This is a genomic window from Chitinophaga terrae (ex Kim and Jung 2007) (genome assembly GCF_900107795.1).
Classification (GTDB): Bacteria; Bacteroidota; Bacteroidia; order Chitinophagales; family Chitinophagaceae; genus Chitinophaga; species Chitinophaga terrae.
Genome location: NZ_FNRL01000009.1, coordinates 91,430 through 113,400 on the forward strand (window position 1 = coordinate 91,430; position 21,971 = coordinate 113,400).

The 21,971-nt window shown below is 45.9% G+C and carries 19 protein-coding genes; 8 read left to right on the forward strand and 11 right to left on the reverse strand.

The annotated features are described in order from the left end of the window. Positions 1-4 precede the first annotated feature (4 nt). Both BLV62_RS11745 and BLV62_RS11750 read left to right on the forward strand, forming a co-directional pair. Complete coding sequence (locus BLV62_RS11745) at positions 5-3,142, forward strand: efflux RND transporter permease subunit (RefSeq protein ID WP_089761831.1); 3,138 nt, start codon at positions 5-7, stop codon at positions 3,140-3,142. Then, positions 3,135-4,541 carry a TolC family protein gene (locus BLV62_RS11750; protein WP_089761833.1) on the forward strand — a complete coding sequence of 469 codons (1,407 nt, stop codon included), beginning with the start codon at positions 3,135-3,137 and terminating at the stop codon, positions 4,539-4,541. Before BLV62_RS11745 ends, BLV62_RS11750 begins: the two co-directional genes overlap by 8 nt. Before the next feature lie 211 nt (positions 4,542-4,752). Here BLV62_RS11750 and BLV62_RS11755 read toward each other — a convergent pair whose 3' ends face one another. From BLV62_RS11755 to BLV62_RS11765, 3 genes are read right to left on the reverse strand one after another with little or no spacing between them, the layout of a single operon-like run. After that, complete coding sequence (locus tag BLV62_RS11755; RefSeq protein WP_089761835.1) at positions 4,753-5,556, reverse strand: carboxylesterase family protein; 804 nt, start codon at positions 5,554-5,556, stop codon at positions 4,753-4,755. Positions 5,557-5,591: 35 nt separating this feature from the next. Continuing rightward, positions 5,592-6,389, reverse strand: coding sequence for an O-methyltransferase (locus BLV62_RS11760; RefSeq protein WP_089761837.1), 798 nt, complete (start codon positions 6,387-6,389; stop codon positions 5,592-5,594). Between the two features lie 9 nt (positions 6,390-6,398). Beyond that, on the reverse strand, positions 6,399-7,142 hold the full coding sequence (locus BLV62_RS11765) for a glycosyltransferase family 2 protein (RefSeq protein WP_089761839.1): 744 nt from the start codon (positions 7,140-7,142) through the stop codon (positions 6,399-6,401). A 280-nt stretch (positions 7,143-7,422) separates the two neighbouring features. Between BLV62_RS11765 and BLV62_RS11770 the strand changes: the two genes are divergently transcribed. Both BLV62_RS11770 and BLV62_RS11775 read left to right on the forward strand, forming a co-directional pair. Next, positions 7,423-8,664, forward strand: a complete 1,242-nt coding sequence (locus BLV62_RS11770; RefSeq protein ID WP_139170126.1) for a hypothetical protein — start codon at positions 7,423-7,425, stop codon at positions 8,662-8,664. Between the two features lie 127 nt (positions 8,665-8,791). Continuing rightward, the gene (locus BLV62_RS11775) at positions 8,792-9,739 is read left to right on the forward strand and encodes a hydrogen peroxide-inducible genes activator (RefSeq protein ID WP_089761842.1); all 948 of its coding nucleotides are present in this window, start codon (positions 8,792-8,794) and stop codon (positions 9,737-9,739) included. Positions 9,740-9,949: 210 nt separating this feature from the next. Here the strand turns inward: BLV62_RS11775 and BLV62_RS11780 are convergent, their stop codons facing one another. From BLV62_RS11780 to prmA, 3 genes are all read right to left on the reverse strand, one after another. After that, entirely contained in the window at positions 9,950-10,750 is an 801-nt protein-coding gene (locus BLV62_RS11780) for a M48 family metallopeptidase (protein WP_089761844.1), read from the reverse strand. 107 nt (positions 10,751-10,857) lie between these two features. Next, on the reverse strand, positions 10,858-11,499 hold the full coding sequence (gene plsY / locus BLV62_RS11785; protein ID WP_089761846.1) for a glycerol-3-phosphate 1-O-acyltransferase PlsY: 642 nt from the start codon (positions 11,497-11,499) through the stop codon (positions 10,858-10,860). A 115-nt stretch (positions 11,500-11,614) separates the two neighbouring features. Next, the gene (gene prmA, locus BLV62_RS11790) at positions 11,615-12,439 is read right to left on the reverse strand and encodes a 50S ribosomal protein L11 methyltransferase (RefSeq protein ID WP_089761847.1); all 825 of its coding nucleotides are present in this window, start codon (positions 12,437-12,439) and stop codon (positions 11,615-11,617) included. 103 nt (positions 12,440-12,542) lie between these two features. Between prmA and BLV62_RS11795 the strand changes: the two genes are divergently transcribed. Further along, positions 12,543-13,127, forward strand: coding sequence for a hypothetical protein (locus tag BLV62_RS11795; protein WP_089761849.1), 585 nt, complete (start codon positions 12,543-12,545; stop codon positions 13,125-13,127). Positions 13,128-13,419: 292 nt separating this feature from the next. Here the strand turns inward: BLV62_RS11795 and BLV62_RS11800 are convergent, their stop codons facing one another. The 3 genes from BLV62_RS11800 to BLV62_RS11810 form a co-directional block, all read right to left on the reverse strand. Next, positions 13,420-15,789, reverse strand: a complete 2,370-nt coding sequence (locus BLV62_RS11800) for a polyribonucleotide nucleotidyltransferase (RefSeq protein WP_089761850.1) — start codon at positions 15,787-15,789, stop codon at positions 13,420-13,422. A 121-nt stretch (positions 15,790-15,910) separates the two neighbouring features. Then, on the reverse strand, positions 15,911-16,183 hold the full coding sequence (gene rpsO, locus BLV62_RS11805; protein WP_089761852.1) for a 30S ribosomal protein S15: 273 nt from the start codon (positions 16,181-16,183) through the stop codon (positions 15,911-15,913). A 147-nt stretch (positions 16,184-16,330) separates the two neighbouring features. Next, positions 16,331-17,026, reverse strand: a complete 696-nt coding sequence (locus tag BLV62_RS11810; protein WP_089761854.1) for a cell division ATP-binding protein FtsE — start codon at positions 17,024-17,026, stop codon at positions 16,331-16,333. A 156-nt stretch (positions 17,027-17,182) separates the two neighbouring features. Between BLV62_RS11810 and BLV62_RS11815 the strand changes: the two genes are divergently transcribed. Continuing rightward, complete coding sequence (locus tag BLV62_RS11815; protein WP_089761856.1) at positions 17,183-17,548, forward strand: BlaI/MecI/CopY family transcriptional regulator; 366 nt, start codon at positions 17,183-17,185, stop codon at positions 17,546-17,548. A 3-nt stretch (positions 17,549-17,551) separates the two neighbouring features. Continuing rightward, positions 17,552-19,078 carry a M56 family metallopeptidase gene (locus BLV62_RS11820; RefSeq protein ID WP_089761857.1) on the forward strand — a complete coding sequence of 509 codons (1,527 nt, stop codon included), beginning with the start codon at positions 17,552-17,554 and terminating at the stop codon, positions 19,076-19,078. 88 nt (positions 19,079-19,166) lie between these two features. Here the strand turns inward: BLV62_RS11820 and BLV62_RS11825 are convergent, their stop codons facing one another. Beyond that, positions 19,167-20,345, reverse strand: coding sequence for an AIR synthase related protein (locus tag BLV62_RS11825; RefSeq protein ID WP_089761859.1), 1,179 nt, complete (start codon positions 20,343-20,345; stop codon positions 19,167-19,169). A gap of 125 nt (positions 20,346-20,470) precedes the next feature. On the opposite strand from BLV62_RS11825, the gene BLV62_RS11830 reads away from it, so the two are divergent. Beyond that, the gene (locus BLV62_RS11830) at positions 20,471-21,400 is read left to right on the forward strand and encodes a bifunctional riboflavin kinase/FAD synthetase (protein ID WP_089761861.1); all 930 of its coding nucleotides are present in this window, start codon (positions 20,471-20,473) and stop codon (positions 21,398-21,400) included. Positions 21,401-21,432: 32 nt separating this feature from the next. On the opposite strand, the gene BLV62_RS11835 is transcribed toward BLV62_RS11830, so the two are convergent. Beyond that, the gene (locus BLV62_RS11835) at positions 21,433-21,948 is read right to left on the reverse strand and encodes a hypothetical protein (protein WP_089761863.1); all 516 of its coding nucleotides are present in this window, start codon (positions 21,946-21,948) and stop codon (positions 21,433-21,435) included. Positions 21,949-21,971 lie beyond the last annotated feature (23 nt).

The following is a 21,971-nucleotide window of genomic DNA, read 5'->3' on the forward strand; positions in this document are numbered from 1 at the left end:
AACCATGTTTGACATATTTATTAAGCGACCGGTGTTATCACTGGTCATATCCCTTATTATCACATTAGTAGGGTTACTGGCACTGGTGTCGCTACCTGTTACCCAGTTTCCGGACATCGTGCCGCCATCTGTAACCGTTACTGCAAAATATACAGGCGCCAACGCCGAGGTATCTGCCAAAGCCGTTTCCACACCGCTGGAAAGAGCTATTAACGGCGTGCCCGGCATGACTTACATGTCGTCCGTTTCCAGTAACGACGGTATCACTGTTATACAGGTGTTTTTCCAGGTAGGTACAGACCCCGACCAGGCTGCAGTGAATGTGCAGAACCGCGTGGCGACCATTATCGACGAATTGCCTGAAGAAGTGATCAAAGCGGGGGTTACAACAGAGAAAGAAGTGAATAGCATGCTGCTGTACCTGAACGTAATGAGCGAAGACACTACCCTCAACGAACAGTTCATCTACAACTTTGCCGACATTAACGTATTGCAGGAACTGAAAAGGATCGATGGAGTGGGACGCGCCGAGATCATGGGCGCCAAGGAATACGCCATGCGTGTATGGCTGAAGCCCGACCGCATGCTGGCATACAACGTATCGGCAGATGAAGTGATCGCCGCCATACGCAGGCAGAACATTGAAGCAGCGCCGGGTAAAACAGGCGAAAGTTCGGATAAAGATCCCCGCATGCTGCAATACGTGTTACGTTATACAGGTAAATTTTTCACCCCTGAAGAATACCGGAATATCATTTTACGCGCCGACCAGGATGGAGCTGTGCTGCACCTGAAAGACGTTGCCGATGTGGAATTTGGTTCTTTAACCTATAGCATGGTGTCTAAGACCGATGGCAAACCATCTGCCTCCATCATGCTGAAACAACGCCCGGGTTCCAATGCCCGCGAGGTGATCACCAATGTTAAAGCCAAGATGGAAGAGATGAAGAAAACATCTTTTCCTCCTGGTATGACTTATAACTTCAACTACGACGTTTCCCGCTTCCTGGATGCCTCTATCCATGAAGTGGTGCGCACTTTATTCGAAGCGTTCCTGCTGGTATTCGTTGTAGTATTTATCTTTTTGCAGGATTTCAGGTCTACCCTTATCCCCGCCCTGGCCGTACCTGTTGCACTGATCGGTACGCTGGCCTTTATGCAGATGATGGGATTTTCCATTAACCTGTTGACGTTATTCGCACTGGTACTGGCTATCGGTATCGTAGTGGATAATGCCATTGTGGTAGTGGAAGCAGTGCACGTAAAGATGAGCGAGGAACACCTCTCTCCTATGGATGCCACGCTGGCGGCCATGAAAGAGATCAGCGGGGCGCTGGTAGCCATTACCCTGGTAATGTCGGCCGTGTTCATCCCGGTTGCGTTCCTCTCAGGCCCTGTGGGGGTATTCTACAGGCAATTCTCCCTCACCCTTGCCATCTCTATCGTGATCTCGGGTATCAACGCGGTAACGTTAACGCCTGCACTCTGCGCCATCATGTTGAAGAACACGCATGGCGCCAAGAAAAAAGGCCTGATGCAGCGCTTCTTCAACGGGTTCAACAAAGGATACAATGCCACTGAAAATAAATACGCCCGTTTCATCCGGGCTATCGCAGGCCGCCGCGTTATTACGCTGGCCAGCCTCGTCTTCTTCTTCGTAGCGACATGGGGGGTAAATTCCATCCTTCCATCGGGCTTCATTCCAACAGAAGACCAGGGAATGATCTATGTGAACGTTACTACGCCTCCCGGCGCTACCGTTGAACGTACAGAGGCCATACTGGATGAAGTGGAAAGGATCGCTTCCGAATTTTCAGAAGTGGAATCCGTTTCAACCCTGGCAGGATACAGCCTTGTGAACGAGGTGGCCGGCGCCTCTTATGGTATGGGTATGATCAACCTTAAACCATGGGACGAACGCAAGGCTTCCGTGTCCGAGATGATCAGCCGCCTGCAAAAGCAGACAGCCGAAATAGCGGATGCCAGTATAGAATTCTTCCCTCCGCCAACTGTACCAGGTTTCGGTAACTCCAGCGGTTTCGAGCTCAGGTTGTTAGACAGAAGCGGAAGCGGCGAACTTACTCAAACTGCGGAGGTGACCAACCAGTTCATAGAAGCGTTAAAGAAAAGACCGGAAATCGGTTCTGCCTTCACCAGCTTCGACGCGTCTTTCCCCCAGTACCTGATCCACGTAGACCAGGCCATGGCGGCAAAGAAAGGGGTTAGTATAGAAAATGCGATGAGCAACCTGCAAACATTGATGGGTAGCTTCTATGCCTCCAACTTTATCCGGTTCGGGCAAATGTATAAGGTGATGGTACAGGCAGACCCGCATTACAGGGCTAAACCGGAAGACCTGCTTCGTTTGCATGTAAAGAACGACAGGAATGAAATGGTATCGTATGCAGATTTTGTGAAACTGGAAAGGGTTTACGGCCCCGAACAGCTCACCCGTTATAATATGTATACCGCCGCCATGATCAATGGCGATGCAGCCCCGGGGTACAGCAGCAGCCAGGCCATCCAGGCAGTACAGGAAGTAGCGGAAAAACAATTGCCAAGAGGATACAGTTATGAATGGAGCGGAATGACGCGGGAGCAGATCCTTTCGGGTAACCAGGCTGTTTATATCTTCCTCATCGTATTGGTATTCGTATACCTGTTGCTGGCAGCGCAATATGAAAGCTTCCTGTTGCCGTTACCTGTATTGCTTTCATTGCCTGCAGGTATTTTCGGCGCTTTCCTTTCATTGAAACTGGTAGGACTGGAAAACAATATCTATGCGCAGGTAGCGCTGGTGATGCTGATCGGGTTATTGGGTAAGAATGCCATCCTGATCGTGGAATTCGCCATCCTCAGGAACAAACATGGCGCCAGCGTGCTGGAAGCCGCCATAGAAGGGGCGGTATCAAGGCTTCGCCCGATCCTCATGACATCGTTCGCGTTCATCGCGGGTCTTATTCCTTTATGTATTGCATCGGGTGCAGGTGCGATGGGTAACCGTTCTATCGGTACCGCCGCAGCAGGCGGCATGCTGATCGGTACGCTGTTCGGCGTACTGGTAATCCCCGGCCTGTATGTGCTCTTTGCGAGCATGATCCGTAAAAAGCCTGTCACCCTCAAAAGTTACACAAATGAATAAATATTTCATCATAGGCTGTATCTCCCTTGTGATAGGGGGATGCAGCGTTCCAAAGCAGCTGTCGTTACCCGAACGTGCAGACGTTCCCGTGAGTACCGATACGCTTTCGCTGGATCATTTTGCTGCCATCTTTCATGATATACATTTAAAGCAGCTGATAGATACGGCGTTAAAGAATAATTACGACCTGCAGGCGGCGGCGCAAAGAGTAAGCGCAGCGCAGGCCAACCTGATGCAGGCAAAGAACGCCTGGCTGCCTTCATTAAACGTTGCCTTATCTGCCGGCGTAGATAAATATGCCGACTACACGCTCAACGGCGTAGGTAATTTCGATACCAATCTATCTCCGAATATCAATAAAGACCAGAAGATCCCGGATCCGACCCCTGAATACTTCGCAGGATTGAGAAGCAGCTGGGAAGTGGATCTCTGGGGTAAATTAAAAGGACAGCGGCAGGCCGCATACGCCAGGTTCATGGCGAGCATGGAAGGCCGCAGGTTGCTTACCACACAAATAGTTGCGGGAGTTGCCGGTTTGTACTACGAACTGGTAGCGCTGGATAATGAAGCGGAGATCATTAACCGGAACATTGAATTACAGGAAGCTGCATTGGCTACAGTGAACATCCAGAAGCAAGCCGGCAAGGCTACAGAACTGGCTGTACAGCAGTTCAAAGCACAGTTGCTGAGCACCAGGGCTTTGGCTTATACGGTAAAGCAGGAAATAGCGTTGCTGGAAAACCAGCTGAACACCATCCTGGGAAGATTTCCACAGCCTATTGAAAGAAGCTCCTACAAGGATATCAACGTATTGCCTGCACTGACCAGCAAAGGTATTCCTGCCCGGCTGCTGCTTAACCGCCCGGATATTCACCAGGCCGAGCTGGAACTGGCCGCTGCCAAGGCAGATGTAAAAGCTGCAAGAGCGTCCTTTTTACCAACAGTAGCTATCACGCCATACGCAGGTTTCAATGCCTTTAAAGCAGGACTGTTGTTCCAATCGCCGGCCTCTATCGCCTGGGGCGTAGCCGGCAACCTGGTAGCGCCGGTATTTAACAAGAAGCAATTGAAAGCGCAGTACAACATCAGTAACGCCAACGCATATACTGCATTTTACAATTACCAGCAGTCGATCATCCAGGGATATGCAGAAGTAGCAACAGCTATCAACAAGCTGGATAACCAGCAGCAGACATATTTGCTGAAGTCGGAAGAAGTACAGATCCTGAGAGATGCTATTTCAACGGCAGACATCCTGTATACAACCGGCTACGCGAACTACCTGGAAATTATCACGGCGCAGAAAAGTGCATTGGAAGCCGAACTGGCGCTGGTCACTACCCGCCGCGGTACCTACCAGGCCCTCGTTTCGTTGTATCGTGCGCTGGGCGGCAGTTAAAGTTTCACGCAAAGGCGCAAAGGAGGCAAAAGAGCGCAAAGGATTTTTTTAAGATAAATAAGGAAGCAAAGAGAATAGGAAGTTTTGTTAAGAAGCAAAGGGAGAGAAGATTATGTTATATAACACAATCTTCTCTCCCTTTGCTTCTTAACATATCTTAAAAAAATCCTTTGCGCTCTTTTGCCTCCTTTGCGCCTTTGCGTGCCCCCCACTATTTTTTAGGATCGATTTTAGTTTGGCTGAAGAGCCAGGACATCAAACCGGGTTCTACGAATACGTTGTCCCAGCTGTTGTGGCCTACGCCTGGGTATTCGGTGTATTTCACTTTAGCGCCTAAGGCCCTGAGTTCTCTGTCATAGGCCCTGGAAGCTTCGACAGGTACTATTTTGTCGTCGCCTCCGTGGAAGATCCATACAGGCACCGTTTTCGCAAAGCGATCGGCTTCTTTGGCGTTGCCTGCTCCGCAGATCGGGAAAGCGGCGGCGAAAATATTTGGTTGCCGGGTGATCATATAAAACGTACCCATACCGCCGAGAGAAAGTCCTCCGACATATATTTTCCGGGTATTGACATTCTTGCTATGCGAGAGGCTATCGACCAGGCCAAACAGCAATGTCATTGGCTTGGTAGGCGGCAGGTCGGCGCTGATGTCGAATTTCACTTTACCAGAGCTGTCGCGCTCTACTTTCATAGGCGCCCAGGTCTGGTCAGGAGGGCATTGAGGGAATACGACGATGGCCGGGTATTTTTTACGGATACTATCCCGCAGGAACATTTCACCGCCATGCAGCAACTGTGCGTTGTTATCATATCCTCTTTCTCCGGCGCCATGTAAAAATACAATGAGCGGATAGGATTTACGTGGGTTGTAGTTAGCGGGCAACAGTAACCGGTAGCGAAGGGTATCACCCTCACGAATAAACGTTTTGTACTGATATTGCGACAAATCCTGACCCATAACAAAAGTACCTGACAATAAAAGACAGGCTAACAGTAATGATTTAAGATAATTCATAACGGGGCATTTTCACTAAATATACTAACTGGATGTTAGTATTTCAATGTAAAATGCTGTTTAACCTTAAAATCTTTCCTGAAAAATACCAGGCCAATGAAGAAGAGATCAATGGTACAGGTCACTTTAGGATGGTCTTGTATGGTATGCCAGGCGGCTTCCATATCGGGTGTCCAGTGAATATCGTCGAAGATCAGCACGGAATATTCGTCCGTGTATTTCAGGCATTCGTTGAAGTAAGCGATGGTCGGATCTTTACGGTGATTGCCGTCTATATACACCCAGTCGGCCAGCTGTATTTCTTTCAGTACCTCCGGCAGCACCGTATCAAAATTGCCTGTTACCTGCCTGATGTTGTGGAGGTTCAGCGACTGGAAGTTCTGTGCGGCTTTGGCGGCGATATTAGGGCAGCCTTCGATGGTGATCACATTGGTGTTGGGAGCGGCTTTAGCCATATAGGCGGTAGAAAGGCCCATAGAAGTGCCTAATTCCAGGATCCGTTTTGGTTGGAGGTATTGTATCAACCGGTAAAAAAGCTGTCCGAATTTTGGCTGTTTTGCGGCAAACCGGGTAATGTCTTTCACTTTACGCTCGTTACCGGTTGAGATCAGCGACCCGGCTCCCAGGTCGGTTACCCGCAGCGTTTCCTCACTTTTCAGCAATTGCCGGCGCAGCTCTTCTATCTCTTTAAAAGCAGGATGCTTTTTCCTGTCGCGCAGTACATTTTCAATCAGGGAAAAAACGAAAGGCGAGTGTACATCGTGCCTGTTGCCTGCTGTGAAATAGTATTTCAGATATTTGCCAGCTAATTGATACTGTTGTGATAAACCCACGGGCTATAATTAATTTTGATAGATCTTATTTTTTACAATTCCCCACATATGGAGGCGATGTTGCAAAGATACCCTTAATACTCCCAATCCATAGATCGCGCTTCTTTTGAAGTTGATGCTGGATGCTTCATCGAAGTATTTGGTAGGGCAGGTTACTTCTGCAATATCGTACCCTTTCATGAAAATCTGGCTAACCATCTCATTATCAAATACAAAATCATCATTATCTGCCATGTAGTTGATGTTCCTGAGCACTTCAGCAGAAAAACAACGATAGCCTGTATGATACTCGCTTAGTTTTTGCCCGATCAGTACATTCTGGGTAAAGGTAAGGAAACGGTTAAAAAAGTACTTGTAGAGCGGCATACCGCCTTTCAGTGCACCTTTTCCGAGAATCCTGGATCCGAACACGACCGGATATACGTCGTTTGCGATGATGCTGCACATAGCTGTGATCAGCTTGGGAGTGTATTGATAATCAGGATGTAACATCACAACAATATCAGCTCCCAGCTCCAAAGCCTTGTTATAACAGGACTTCTGGTTACCGCCGTAACCTTTGTTCTTGTCGTGCCTGATGAGGTGTTTGATCCCCAGTTGTTTTCCTACAGCCAGGGTATCATCCTTGCTGGCGTCATCAACAAGTACGACATCGTCGACAATGTCGAAAGGGATTTCTCGGAATGTTCTTTCCAGCGTAAGCGCTGCGTTGTAGGCCGGTAATACAACCACAATCTTTTTATTATTAAGCATTGAAAGTGGATTAATTTGGCAGCAAAGGTAGGCTTCCAGTTTAAATTTCAAAATATCTCCACTGGGCTTGCTTTCGATACCACTTATCATGATTTAGTTATAACTGTTATTAATTATTTATCTTTGCCTCAGGATGTTTTTGGCATCATATTTTCTTAATATTTTGTTAACAAAACACAAAAACGACATGTTTAAAAACCTACCAACGGAGATGAAGCATGAGGATCGCTTAGTTACAAAGCCCAATCAGCCATTGCCGTTAGTAAACATCGCCAAAAAAATGTTGTCAGCTAGTTGGATGAAAAAAGTTGTATCTACCTCATTTGCTCTTTTATTGACTATCCTTGCCGCAAGAGCACAAGATCCTGAATTGAAAAACACTACCGCTCCTGTTATCAAAACACAGGATACTACGATCAAAAGATTGATAGAAGAAGTACAGCGCATCACTGATAACGATAAACAAAATTCGAACGCGATACAGGCCCTGCTGCAAGGCAAGGAGATCGATAACATCACTAAGTACGAACTGATCAAGAACAATATCATCAACGCCAGTGAAACTTATTACCTGTTAAACAAAAAGATCATCGACCTGAAATCGCGTACCACTACCAATAACCTCGATGTGTTCATCACTTCGTTGAACAACCCCGAGAGTAAAGCGCTGGGGTTTTCACTAAGCGACCGCATTGTGGAACTGGTAGAAAAGATCATTTTGAAGAATAAAGGTGAAAAAGGCGAGAAGAACAGCAAGATCGTTGAATCTACCAAATCGATCATCAACAGCCCTATCTTCCAGAGCTTTACTTCACTTACTCCCCCGCTGGCCATCGCCAACTCGGTGATGAACTTCCTGCATAGCGTGAGTGTGAACAATAAACAGATCAACCAGAAGTCTTTACAGGAATTTGAGAAAGAGTTGAATAAATACGTAGTGTATTACACAGCCCTGAACGATGCTAACCAGAAATTCGAGTATGGACTGAACTTCAACAAAGACCAGTTAAGCCTCCTGCAAGACAATCTGTTTGACCATTTATCGTTCACCGCCACTGCCCTGAAGTTCCCTACTCCACAGAGAGGTAACCAGACACTGAGCCAGACGATGAACGATTATTTTTTCAACTTCACCAAGGAGAAAGTGGTCGACTACTTCAACCAGCTGGAAGCGAAATATTCGAAAGGCGGTAAAAGGATAGATTATGAATCCTTATTACGCGAAAACTCTTCACTGAAAGAAGTGAATAACCAGTTAGAGGACCTGGTGCTGCAAACCAAGCGTTTTGAGAACCTTTACAACGAGTATTTCACCTTGCTCGACTCTTACTATACCAAGGTGAATAATTCGCTGAAAATAGCACAGGATAACGGGTTGGCTGACAAAAGCATCATTGATGCGAAACAGGCTGAATTCCGTAACCTGAAAACAGAAGCAGTGGCTGAGATCCAGGCTTCCATCAACATCAAAGAACTCTATAACAATACGGAAAAGATCAAGTATCGTTACCGTATCTTCTAATATCATTCATCATTTATACAAGTGATGGAATCAGGATGTTATAAAAGTCCTAATTCCATCACTTTTTTATTGGCGGTAGCTTTTCAATAGATTTTATTGATACATTTGCCCATCAATTCAGAGGAAGATGACAACCGTTCAATTAGAGTATATAGTGGCAGTAGACACCTACCGGAGTTTCGTAGTAGCGGCAGAAAAATGCTTTGTAACCCAACCTACGCTTAGCATGCAGATACAGAAACTGGAAGACGAATTAGGCATAAAACTGTTTGACCGTAGTAAATTGCCTGTTGTTCCTACAGAAATTGGCGTAGCTGTGGTAGCGCAGGCCCGTATCATTCTGAAAGAAAACGCCCGTATCAGGGAAATTATAGCCGATCAGAAAAAAGAAGTGCAGGGAAACCTGAAAGTGGGCATCATCCCTACTTTGGCGCCTTACCTGCTGCCAAGGATACTGACCGGATTCATGAAAAAATACCCGAAAGTAAAGCTGGAAGTTTGGGAATACCCGACAGAGCAGATCATGCAGCAACTGAAACAGGAACTGCTTGATTGCGGCCTGCTGGCCACTCCTCTTCATAATCCGCATCTGGAAGAGCATCCGCTGTTCTACGAATCGTTCGTGGTATATACTTCTAAAAGCAACCCGCTTTACGATAAAAAGATAGTTAAAGCAGAAGACCTGGATATTAAAGATGTCTGGTTATTGAATGAAGGACATTGTATGCGCAACCAGGTATTGAATATCTGTAAAGATAAATTCACCATGGGCGATAACCGCAACCTGGAATACAATACCGGCAGCGTGGAAACACTGAAAAGAATGGTAGACCTGAACGAAGGATATACCGTACTGCCTGAATTATCGCTGCAGGATCTGAACTCCAAGCAACTGAATATGGTACGCTATTTCAAAACACCGGAACCGGTACGGGAGATCAGCATCGTTACGCATCGCCACTTCATCAAACAGGCGCTGATAGAGGCATTCAGCAAAGAAATCCTACAGCATGTCCCTGAAAAAATGAAAGCCCAGAAAAACAAGAAAGTAGTTGAAATCCTCACAGAGCAGTAGGTTTCACGCAGAGGAGTTTCGCGCAAAGAAGCAAAGGAGCAAAGAAGCAAAGGACTTGTTTTAAGAGAAATAAGAAAGTAAAGGAGCGAAATTATGTTATAATAACACATAACATAATTTCGCTCCTTTACCTTTTAAAATTCGCTTCGATCAAAAATTCTTTGCTTCTTTGCTCCTTTGCTTCTTTGCGCGAAACTCCTCTGCGTGAAACTAAGCGGGTTTGTAGTATTTCATTGCTTCTGGCATCAGTTTCTGCAGCTGGGCTACGCGGGTAGCGTCGCTTGGGTGAGTGCTCAGGAATTCAGGCGGTTTCTGGCCGGAGCTCATGCTGGCCATACGTTGCCAGAACGGAATAGCTTCCTGTGGGTTATAGCCGGCCATTGCCATGAAAATAACGCCCAGGTGATCGGCTTCCAGTTCATCTTTACGGGAGTAAGCCAGTAATGCTACGTTGCTGCCAACGCCAAATGCCTGGTTAAAGATATTAACTGCAGTAGGGTTCTTATTCAGGGCTACTGCACCGGCTACCTGGATACCCTGGGCAACCAATCCCTGGCTCATACGTTCGTTACCATGCCTGGCTATAGCGTGGGCGATTTCGTGACCCATTACTACCGCCAAAGCAGTTTCGTTCTTTGTAACCGGCAGGATACCGGTGTAAACTACCACTTTACCGCCGGGCATACACCAGGCATTCACTTCTTTACTATCAACCAGGTTAAACTCCCATTTGTAGCTTGCTATTTCGCTTCCCATTCCATTATCATTCATATACCTGGTAACGGCAGCAGCTATACGTTGGCCAACTCTTTTTACCATTTCAGCGTCTTTACTGGTAGACTGGCTGATCACCTTGTTCTCAGAAAGAAAACTCTGGTATTGCTGCAAAGCCATTGACTGCATTGTACTTTCAGGTACAAGGTTGAGTTGACTGCGGCCGGTAATTGGAACACGGGAACACGCAGCTACCAAGCCAATACCTGCAGCGAAGAATAATAAATACTTTTTCATGGGAAAATCAATTTTTAAAGCGTGACGACGCAAAAAAGCACGAAGCAAAAAGCGTGCACATTTTCGTGTCCCCGGCTTTCTGCTCCGTGCTTCTTTATTGCTATAACTTAATTTTTGTCCTTTTTGTTCTTGAACAGGGGAACTTTGCTCTCGACACCCTTTAAAAGACGGGTGATATTTTTCTGGTGGGTTAATACCACCATCAATGCTACTGCGATCGCAAAAATGCGGTAGAATGTTTCAGGCTCATTGAAAATAAACAGGATCAACACCGGGAATGCAATACTGGCGATGATGGAACTGAGAGACACATACCTTGTCAGGAACAGGATCATCAGGAATACGCCTACGCAGCACAAGGCTACCAAAGGCTGAATAGCCAATACCAGCCCGAATAAAGTGGCAATTCCCTTACCTCCCCTGAAGTTAGCCCAGATAGGAAAAATATGACCTACTACAGCCACGAGGCCCAGGCCGATCTGCAAATTAACTAACTGAGTAAGATGTTCCGGATCTGTATAATAAGGTAATAAATACGACAATCTTACAGCTAACACGCCTTTCAGCATGTCAACCGCCATTACAAATGTTCCGGCTTTAGGACCAAGTACACGGAAGGTATTGGTGGCGCCGGCATTGCCGCTGCCATATTCCCGGATATCCAACCCGAAAACTCCCTTACTCACCCAAACAGCTGTAGGTACTGAACCTATTAAATAGGCACCGATAAGCAATAAAACTTCAATCATACTACAAGTTAGAACGCTAAGATAACAAATTCTATGTTAAAATATATAGAATATTAGAAATAATCGTAACACAAAAGTTGGATTATCAACCCCTTTCATATTTAATTAAACCGTATTACGATTTGTTGAGCCCGAATTGCAATGCTAACCAATTGTCTTTCTCCTGTTTACGGGTTAAAACCAGGCCTACTGCATTAGCGGCTTCCGTGATCTTTTCCTCGTCGGTGGTCAAAATACCACTTAACAGTAATTGTCCGTCATCTGCCAAAATCCTTCTCATTTCACCCATAAACTGTAATAAGATATTGCAGTTGATGTTTGCTAAAATGATGTTGTAGGTCGACTGAATCCCTTCCAGGGTATCTGCCTGCCAGACTTTGGTTTTCTGCATCCCGTTGGCCTGGATGTTCTCCACGGTGTTATTCACTGCCCATTCATCATAATCAATAGCGTCGATTGCGGTCGCCCCCATCATTTCTGCGAGGATGGCCAGTATACCCGTACCGGTACCGAAATCGAATACCCGTTTGCCATTTATGGGCAGGTCTTTCATCAGGCGGATCATCGAAAAAGTAGTGGCGTGATGCCCGGTACCGAAAGCCATTTTTGGCGTGATGATAATTTCATAGGCAGGTTTCGGATCAAAAGGCGGGTGAAATGCAGCCCTGATACCACAGAAATCATCTACCTGCACCGGCTGGAAATTACTCTCCCATACCTCGTTCCAGTTAGTTGGTAAAATAACTTCTTTCGTATAACCGATACCGTATGGCTGCAGGATTGTCTCAAGCGCTGCTTCGTCCAGGTCCTGGGCAGGTATATAGGCAATCAGCTTATTCTCCTGTTCTTCAAACCCTTCAAAAGCAATCTCCGATAACTGGGCGATCAGGAGGTCTTTCTGCTCCTCATTCACCTCCAATGTGATGGCAATGTGTGACATAAGTGGCAAATATATATAATTGGATAGGAGGCAGCAAAATGATTTACAAAAATGTATTAATATGAAAATATTATATTTGAATTATAATTAATACACAAGACCTATGAAAACACTGCTTATAACCTTAACCATCGCAGTAACTTCCCTGGTGGCTTCGGCACAGGTGATTAAATTAAAACAACCGCTGGAACCGATCACTGATTCTATCATTTACCAGACAGATAATGTAATTATCATTTTCGACAGGCAGGAACTTGCTACCTATATGACCGGGATGGATACGGTGCTACGCAACAGCAGGTATGACAACAAGGTATTTAACAGCGTCCAATTATCGCGGTTCAATAAAATTGATATGGCCAATCATTTCCTGAAGGCTTACTGCTACCTGGAAGATACGGCGAACAAGGATTTCAGCTATAGCACCAGCAAAATGAATATGCTATGGGCAGAAGACGGAGGGATCATGTTACCCTATGTAGAACTGTTAATACCGGATCTCCTGGCAGCAGGTATGGCCAGGATCATAGAACGGAGCAGCAAGGGTCTGCAACTCTCCTACCGGATGATCGCCGAACCTGTAAACGGTGTCAACTACCGGACCTACCGGCTTAACAACGGCAAAGAAGTATTCCGGGAAAGCACTTTTCGGGCCGAGCAGTTGACGGGGTTCACGCAAAGCCGCTAAGTTTTTTGAAGGGGCATAAGGTTTTTTTAAGAGAAATAAGATAAAAAAGAGAAATAAGGTTTTTAAGATTAAGAAGAAAATGTAAGGTTTTAAGAAGACATTATATCAGTATAACATCTTCTCTCTATCTTAATTTTCTTACACTCTCCTTAAAAAACTTATTTCTCTTTTTTATCTTATTTCTCTTAAAAAAACCTTACGCCCCTTCAAAAAACTCAGCGTCTTTGCGTGAAACAAAAAGGGCTGACCAAAGAATTGGCCAACCCTAGTTTATTTTAATTCCAGTTATCCGCTATTCGTCGAAAGTGGGTTCCATGGGTTTATCGTCGTCGTTATTCTTGTTGAAATCCCTTCTTTCACCTCTGTCACCTCTGTCGTTCCTTTCGCCCCTGTCTTCTCTTGGTCCGCGGTCGTTACGACGGTCGTCTCTCGGGCCACGATCACCACGACGGTCATCTCTTGGTCCGCGTCTGTCGTCTCTTGGTCCACGGTCTCCGCGATCGCCACGGTCAGGTCTTTCTCCTCTGTCTTCTCTTTCAACGTATCCATCCGGTTTAGGCATTAATACTTTGCGGCTGAGTTTGAACTTGCCGGTTTTAGGATCAGTGCCTGTGAGTTTTACTTTCACTTTTTCACCTTCAGAAAGCACTCCTTCCATTGTTTCCAGGCGTTTCCAGGAAACTTCGGAGATATGGAGCAAGCCTTGTTTACCAGGCATGAACTCTACGAAGGCGCCGTATGGCATAATTGATTTTACAACAGATTCATATACTTCACCTACTTCAGGTACGGCAATGATGCCTTTTACCCAGGCCAGGGCTTTTTCGAGGCCTTCTTTCTGAGCAGAGAAGATGCTTACTTCACCGGTTTCACCAACTTCTTCGATGTTGATGGTTGTACCGGTTTCGCGTTGAATTTCCTGGATGATCTTACCACCAGGTCCGATCACTGCACCGATGAATTCGCGGTCGATGATCAGTTTCTCCATGCGAGGAGCATGTGGTTTAGGTTCAGGGCGGGCAGCAGGAACTGCTTCGTACATGGCGTTGATGATATGTAAACGACCTTCTTTAGCTTGTGCTAAAGCGGCGCGCATTACATCCATGCTCAAGCCATCAACCTTAATATCCATCTGGATACCGCAAACGCCGTCGCGGGTTCCGGTTACTTTAAAGTCCATGTCGCCGAGGTGATCTTCATCGCCCAGGATATCGGTCAATACAGCCCATTTGCCATCAGAAGCGCGGGAGATCAGACCCATAGCCACACCGGAAACGTGTTTTGGAATAGGTACGCCTGCGTCCATCAATGCCAGTGAACCGGCGCAAACAGTAGCCATGGAAGAAGAACCGTTAGATTCCAGGATATCGGATACAACCCTTACGGTGTATGGATAATCTGAACCAGGCATCATTTGTTTGAGGGAGCGCATAGCGAGGTTACCGTGACCAACTTCACGACGGCCGGGGCCTCTCATCATTTTCACTTCACCTGTTGAGAACGGAGGGAAATTGTAGTGGAGGATGAATTTGCTGTAGTTAGATGTAGCAGCGCTTTCTATCAGCAGTTCATCTTCGGGCGTACCCAGTGTAACGGTGGTTAAAGACTGGGTTTCGCCACGGGTGAACAGGGCAGAACCATGCGGAGATGGTAAAATGTCTGTTTCCATGGCTAAAGGACGAACAGTTACCAGGTCTCTTCCATCCAGGCGGACAGATTCGTCGAGGATCATGTTACGGATCACTTCTTTTTCAAGATCGTGCAGGTATTCCTTTAACAGCGGCTGATCTTCTTCCGGTAATTCACCGAGTGATTCTTTCAGCTCTTCACCGATTTTAGCGAAAGCGTCGCTTCTGTCGTGTTTGGATAAAGCAGATTTTGCTACCTGGTAGATTTTATCTTTAGCGAAAGCTATTACTTTAGCTTTCAGTTCTTCGTTTTGATAAGGAAGCGCATAATCGCGTTTTCCTGTTACGCCTTTCAGTGCGCGAAGTTCTTCCTGTGCTTTCACCTGAACGCGGATCGCAGCGTGAGCTGTTTCGATAGCGGTGATCAGGTCTTCTTCCTGGCATTCTTTACTTTCACCTTCCACCATCATGATGTTCTTTTCAGTAGCACCAACGATGAAGTCCATATCTGCATTTGCCAGGTCGGAACGGTTAGGATTGATTACATATTTACCGCCGATGCGGGCAACACGTACTTCTGAGATGATCTCCTGGATAGGCACGTCAGAAACGGCCAGGGCTGCAGAGGCAGCCAGGCAGGCCAGGGCATCCGGCATTACTTCCGCGTCGGAAGAAATGAGGGTAACCAGTACCTGTACTTCGCATAAATAATTATCGGGGAACAGGGGGCGTAACGCGCGGTCGATCAATCGTGAAATCAGTACCTCGTAATCGGATAACCTGCCTTCGCGTTTGAAGAAAGAACCTGGGATACGGCCGGCAGCAGCAAATTTTTCTTGATAATCTACGGTGAGAGGGAAGAAAGACTGGCCGGGTTTGGGTTCCTTTGCGGCTACAACGGTAGCTAACAAAACAGCATTCCCTAAACGTACCGTAACCGCACCGTCAGCCTGGCGGGCTAACTTTCCGGTTTCGATAGTCACCATACGACCGTCTCCTATATCGAATTTCACTGAAATAGGTGTCAGATTCATAATAAAGTGAGGATTAAAAATAACATCCTTCTAAGACGGAGAAGAATAAATAAAAGGTATACATACAAAAAAACTATTCCCAACCATATAAGTTGGGAATAGCGCTATAATTAAGTCGTGGTTATTTCCTGATACCTAACTTCTCAATAAGAGCACGATAGCCTGTGAGGTTAGTTCTAGATAAGTAAGCAAGCAAGCGCTTTCTCTGACCAACCATTTTCATTAGACCACGGTGGGTAGAAAAATCTTTTTTGTTTGATTTCAGGTGATCGGAAATGCTGTTGATACGCTCAGTCAGCAGCGCGATTTGTGCTTCTACAGAGCCGGTATTTTTTTCGCTTCCACCAAATTCCTTAAAAATATTGGCTTTCTTTTCAACAGTTAAGTAAGACATCTTTAATAATAATAAGTAATAATAATGTTTTTTTGTCGCTATTTTTCCAGGTGCAAAGGTAATTTAAAAAACAGGAATTACCAATTAACAGCTAAGAATAATAGATAGCTATTAATTTTTATACATAAACTCCTATTTTGGCAAATCTTACGAAGAGAAGTTTAACGCCGCATTATCCGTAACATGCCCGTTTTCCGTACGCAGCACCCTGGAAGGGAATTTTTGCAATACTATATAATCGTGAGTTGCCATCACAATGGCTGTGCCCTCTCTGCATATCCTGAACAACAACTGCATAATACCGTCAGAAGTCTCAGGATCTAAATTTCCCGTAGGTTCATCAGCCAGGATCAGGCGCGGAGAATTCAACATAGCCCGCGCAATATCCACACGCTGCTGCTCCCCTCCCGATAATTCATAAGGCATCTTGAAACCTTTGGTACCCAACCCTACCTTCTCCAGCACATCCGCTATCTTGTTCTCTATCTCTTTCTGATCCTGCCAGCCTGTAGCACGTAAAGCAAACTTTAAGTTATCATGTACATTACGGTCGGTCAGCAACTGGAAATCCTGGAACACCACGCCTAAATTCCGGCGTAAATAAGGCACTTTCTTCCAATCCATCTTCTTCAGATCAAATCCCACTACCTGGCCTGTACCTTCCGTTAAAGGCAAATCTCCATATAAAGTCTTTAACAAACTGGATTTACCCGTACCAGTCTTGCCTATCAGGTACACAAACTCTCCCTTGTTCACCGTGATATTCACATCCGATAAGATCAGGCTATGCCCCTGGTATATACTGGCGTTAGTTAATTGGATAATAGGTTGTTCAGGCGTCATTTCCTTTCTTTTTTACAATCTGTTGCGAACAAAAATAACTATTTAAGATATAACTCATTGCGATAATCTCATCTGGCCCTGATTTTTAATCAACTAAAAAAATAGTTGTTAAACTAATAATTTAGTTATACTTTTATTTCAGCAACCGATAATTTTATGAAACAACTTACAAAAGCAGAAGAACAGATCATGCAAGCCCTCTGGGAAACAGGGCCGGCTTTTGTTAAAGACCTGATAGAAGTGCTGCCCGAACCCAAACCTCATTACAATACCGTATCTACGCTTATAAAGATACTTGTTGAAAAAGGGTTTGTCGATTTCAAAGCCTACGGCAAATCGCATCAGTACTTCCCCCTTATCTCGAAGGACGATTACAGCCGGAAAACAGTGAACACCCTTGTAAACGGGTATTTCCACGGCTCTTTCAGCAACCTCGTATCTTTTTTCGTCAAAGAAAAGGAAGTCAGCATCTCCGAACTGGAAGAACTGATCAAAAAAATCAAGGACAACGAAAAAAAGTAGTTTATGAATACGCTTTCACTTTACCTCGTAAAAATGATAGCCTGTTCTGCAGTGCTCTACGGCTACTACCACCTGGCGCTCAGAAATAATAAATTCCACCAATGGAACAGGTATTACCTGGTGCTTATCACGCTTTTTTCACTGATCATTCCATTTATCAAAATACCTTTTTACGAGAGTGAAAGCACAGCGCTCTTTTCCTATAACGCCAATGCCGCTTTCAGCGTATCCAGCACCAATCCCGCTCCTTCCGCCACGGGCGCCGGGTATCCTGAGATATTCATGTTGCTGGGCATAGGCGTATCCCTGGCGCTGATCGCCAGGTTGCTGCTTACCGTACTGCAATTGAAACAACTGATCAAACGCAGTACTGTTATAGATATCCCCCCTTATCACCTGGTAAAAAACCAGCAGATCAATACCCCTTTCTCCTTCTTTAAATATATCTTCTGGGATCAGCAAACTTCGCCCGAAAGCCAGGAAGGACAACAGATCCTGCGTCATGAACTGGTACATATAGAAGAAAAGCACAGTACAGATAAGCTTTTCATGGAATTTATCACCTCCCTCCTTTGGTTCAATCCCTTCTTCCACCTCATCAAAAGAGAACTGGCCCTGGTACATGAGTTCCTGGCCGATAAAAAAGCTGCCGGTAAAGAGGTCGCCAGCTACGCACAAACCATATTGCAGATGACTTTTAACTCGAAGCAATTCAACATTGTGAACAGTTTTTTTCATTCTCCAATTAAACGCAGACTTCTTATGCTCACTAAATTGCAACATTCCCGTTTCAGTTATCTGCGCAGGGTACTGGTGTTACCGCTGACCGCTACTATCTTTTTCATCTTGGCATGCGAGTCGAAAGACAAGACCCGCGATGCCATTAGTCCTGCCAGCGTCCAGGAACAGGTAGATGAACTGCCTGTCTTTAAAGGAGGCCAGTCTGCCCTGGCCGATTACCTGAAAAAAGAGATCAATTATCCCCAGGCGGCTAAAGACAAAGACATGAAAGGCGTTGTGAACATCGAATTTGTGGTGGAAAAAGACGGGAAGATCAGCAACCCCAGAATCGTAGGAAATGATCCCGGTTATGGTATGGGCCAGGAAGCATTACGGGCCGTTGGGGCCATGCCGTCCTGGACCCCCGCTAAGCTGAAAGGCCAGCCGGTTGCCACAAAAATGAAGCTTCCCATAATATTTGCACCTTCCCAAATATTCACATTTGTTGAAACGCCTCCTGAGTTCCCCGGCGGCGAAGAAAGCCTGGCTGTATTCCTCAATAAAAACATCCGTTATCCAAAAGCAGCGCAGGAAGCCGGCACCTTCGGCACCGTATTCCTGCAGTTTACGGTTTCAAAAGACGGCGTTGTATACGACATAAAAACAGTTGGAAAACCGCATGGCAACGGCCTGGAAGAAGAAGCGATAAGGGTTGTAAAACTGATGCCCAAATGGATTCCCGGGTATCATAACAAACAGGCAGTGGATGTAGTGTTCAACCTGCCGATCCGCTTTACTCTCCAGGAGTAACAACAGAAAAGAATTTAATTATAAGCAATATGGAAAAGAAAAAGGAGGGTTCTCCCTCCTTTATTATTTTATACGCCTCGTGTAACTTTTATTTGTACTCAAACACTCCCGCCGGCGATTTTACAGTTACCTGTTTTTCTTCGGCTGCTTCTACCCGGCCAACGACCTGGGCATCGATATTAAAGCTTTTGGAGATCCGGATAATATCATCCGCAATAGCTGCCGGCACATAGATCTCCATCCTGTGGCCCATGTTAAATACCTGGTACATTTCTTTCCAGGGAGTGCCCGACTGTTCCTGGATCAGTTCAAACAACGGCGGGATAGGGAACAGGTTATCTTTGATCACGTGCAGCTTCTCAATGAAGTGCAATACCTTGGTTTGAGCGCCCCCGCTGCAGTGCACGAGCCCATGGATCTGCGGACGGAATTGCTCCAACACCTTCTTGATCACCGGGGCATAGGTACGGGTTGGGGATAAAACCAGTTTACCCGCATCTACAGCGCCAAAGCCGGGAATGTCTATTTTATCTGTCAATGCTTTTTTGCCGCTGAACACCAGTTCATACGGGATGTTGGGATCGTAGCTTTCAGCGTATTTTTCTGCAATTGATTTACTGAAAACATCGTGCCTTGCGCTGGTAAGCCCGTTGCTGCCCATACCGCCATTATAGGCATTTTCGTAGGTCGACTGGCCATAGGAAGCCAATCCTACCACTACATCCCCCGCCTGGATACGGTCGTTGGAGATCACGTCTTCCCTTTTCATACGGCAGGTAACGGTAGAATCGACGATGATGGTCCTAACCAGGTCGCCTACATCGGCGGTTTCACCGCCTGTAGAGTAAATACTGATACCATGGCTGCGCAGTTCGGCCAGGATCTCTTCCGTGCCATTGATGATGGCGGCAATTACTTCTCCCGGCACCAGTTGCTTGTTGCGGCCAATGGTAGAAGAGAGCAGGATATTATCGGTAGCGCCTACACAAAGCAGGTCGTCCATATTCATAATGATCGCATCCTGTGCAATACCTTTCCAAACGCTCAGATCCCCGGTTTCTTTCCAGTAAACATAGGCAAGAGAAGACTTGGTACCGGCGCCATCGGCGTGCATGATGTTGCACCATTGTTCGTCGCCCCCTAAAATATCCGGTACGATCTTACAGAATGCTTTAGGGAAAAGCCCTTTATCAATGTTCTTAATGGCGTTATGCACATCTTCTTTACCTGCAGAAACCCCGCGTTTGGCGTAAATATTATTATCCACTGGGAATGAAATATAAATATGTAAATAAAAAATAACTGAATTCCTCTGTCTTCAGGCTGCAAAAGTAACAGATTCCGTGCAGATTGGTTAGATTTGCACGGCGTTTTTGTTAGTTATTGAATTATATGCAGGTTCACAGGGATTTAGATCAATTACCGGAATTTCGTAATGCCATTATTACTATTGGTACTTTCGACGGAGTACATGCTGGCCATCGGTTTATTATAGAGCAGTTGCAACAGGCGGCGAAAGAATGCCATGGGGAAACCGTGATCATCACTTTCGACCCTCACCCGAGGGAGGTGCTGCAACCCCAGTCCAATACCCTGCGATTACTGACAACGCTTCCCGAAAAGATAGCTTTGCTGGAGAAAGAAGGAATAGACCACCTGGTAGTAGTTCCATTTACCAAGGCATTTTCTGAAATGTCGGCCATCAGCTACCTGGAAGACTTCCTGATCCAACGTTTCCGTCCTCATACCATCATTATTGGCTACGACCACAGGTTTGGCCATAACCGGGAAGGCGGGTTGGAACTGCTGGAAGCAGAACAGCAGCAATATGGCTTCCAGCTGATAGAAATACCTAAACAGGTAGTACACGACCTGACGGTCAGCTCCACCAAGATACGCAACAGCCTGAACGAAGGAGCCGTACAACTGGCCAATGAGCTGCTGGGGTATACCTATTTCCTGACAGGTACTGTTTGCCATGGCGACAAAATGGGAAGGCAATTGGGTTACCCTACTGCCAACCTCCAACTGGCAGACAGCCGCAAACTGATCCCGGCAGAAGGAATATATGCGGTGCGGGCTTCCATAAATGGCCAGGCGCCTTTGCCAGCCGTAATGAGCATAGGCAACCGACCTACTTTTAATGGCACAGACCTCCGGCTTGAAGTGCATATCTTCGATTTCAACCAAGATATTTACGACCAGCAGGTAACCGTTTCATTTGTTGACTACATCCGGCCTAACAGGAAGTTTGAAAAGATAGAAGAGCTGGTAGCGCAGATGGATCTGGATTCGGCGAAGGCGAGGGAGATTTTGGGATAGGGATTTTTCGTTTCACGAAAACGAAACATGATTCATATCTTCTTTCCCAATAATTCTATCTCCTCCTTCTTAAATGCGCTTTTCTTTACATTATTCCCCCATCTGACGATCACTACTCCCACACTCACCAGGAAAAGCCCTGCCAGAACTACTAAAGTAAACGAGGCGATAGAGTTGCCTAATTCCAACCATACTGCATAAGACAACCCAATACCGATAAGGATGAATAGCAACCCTACTATTACGAGCAGGATAGAACAAAACAATTTCAGGAACCCGTTCTTTGCATTTGGAGGCTGCAGGCTCCTGATCCTGGTATGCAGCAACCTGATCCCGATCTTACAAAAGCCTACGCAGCTTACAGATAAGATGATCAGCAAAAATAGGCCGCCGATAAGTTGATATACCAGGTGTGAAGATGATAAAAGAAATAAAGGTAAGGCAGCCTGGATGGTAACAAAGATGCTGGCCAGTAAAAAAATAAATGAAACTGCGGTCAGTAAAAAACAGGTAACGGCAAAGGTTACCCTTACGGCAGCAGACTGCATAGGACAAGTTTTTGAGGTGGGGT

Coding starts and splice junctions, on each gene's coding strand:
- BLV62_RS11745 (WP_089761831.1), top strand. CDS start 5: ATGTTTGACATATTTATTAAGCGACCGGTGTTATCACTGGTCATATCC.
- BLV62_RS11750 (WP_089761833.1), top strand. CDS start 3,135: ATGAATAAATATTTCATCATAGGCTGTATCTCCCTTGTGATAGGGGGA.
- BLV62_RS11755 (WP_089761835.1), bottom strand. CDS start 5,556: ATGAATTATCTTAAATCATTACTGTTAGCCTGTCTTTTATTGTCAGGT.
- BLV62_RS11765 (WP_089761839.1), bottom strand. CDS start 7,142: ATGCTTAATAATAAAAAGATTGTGGTTGTATTACCGGCCTACAACGCA.
- BLV62_RS11770 (WP_139170126.1), top strand. CDS start 7,423: ATGTTGTCAGCTAGTTGGATGAAAAAAGTTGTATCTACCTCATTTGCT.
- BLV62_RS11775 (WP_089761842.1), top strand. CDS start 8,792: ATGACAACCGTTCAATTAGAGTATATAGTGGCAGTAGACACCTACCGG.
- BLV62_RS11780 (WP_089761844.1), bottom strand. CDS start 10,750: ATGAAAAAGTATTTATTATTCTTCGCTGCAGGTATTGGCTTGGTAGCT.
- plsY (WP_089761846.1), bottom strand. CDS start 11,499: ATGATTGAAGTTTTATTGCTTATCGGTGCCTATTTAATAGGTTCAGTA.
- prmA (WP_089761847.1), bottom strand. CDS start 12,439: ATGTCACACATTGCCATCACATTGGAGGTGAATGAGGAGCAGAAAGAC.
- BLV62_RS11795 (WP_089761849.1), top strand. CDS start 12,543: ATGAAAACACTGCTTATAACCTTAACCATCGCAGTAACTTCCCTGGTG.
- BLV62_RS11800 (WP_089761850.1), bottom strand. CDS start 15,789: ATGAATCTGACACCTATTTCAGTGAAATTCGATATAGGAGACGGTCGT.
- rpsO (WP_089761852.1), bottom strand. CDS start 16,183: ATGTCTTACTTAACTGTTGAAAAGAAAGCCAATATTTTTAAGGAATTT.
- BLV62_RS11810 (WP_089761854.1), bottom strand. CDS start 17,026: ATGACGCCTGAACAACCTATTATCCAATTAACTAACGCCAGTATATAC.
- BLV62_RS11815 (WP_089761856.1), top strand. CDS start 17,183: ATGAAACAACTTACAAAAGCAGAAGAACAGATCATGCAAGCCCTCTGG.
- BLV62_RS11820 (WP_089761857.1), top strand. CDS start 17,552: ATGAATACGCTTTCACTTTACCTCGTAAAAATGATAGCCTGTTCTGCA.
- BLV62_RS11830 (WP_089761861.1), top strand. CDS start 20,471: ATGCAGGTTCACAGGGATTTAGATCAATTACCGGAATTTCGTAATGCC.
- BLV62_RS11835 (WP_089761863.1), bottom strand. CDS start 21,948: ATGCAGTCTGCTGCCGTAAGGGTAACCTTTGCCGTTACCTGTTTTTTA.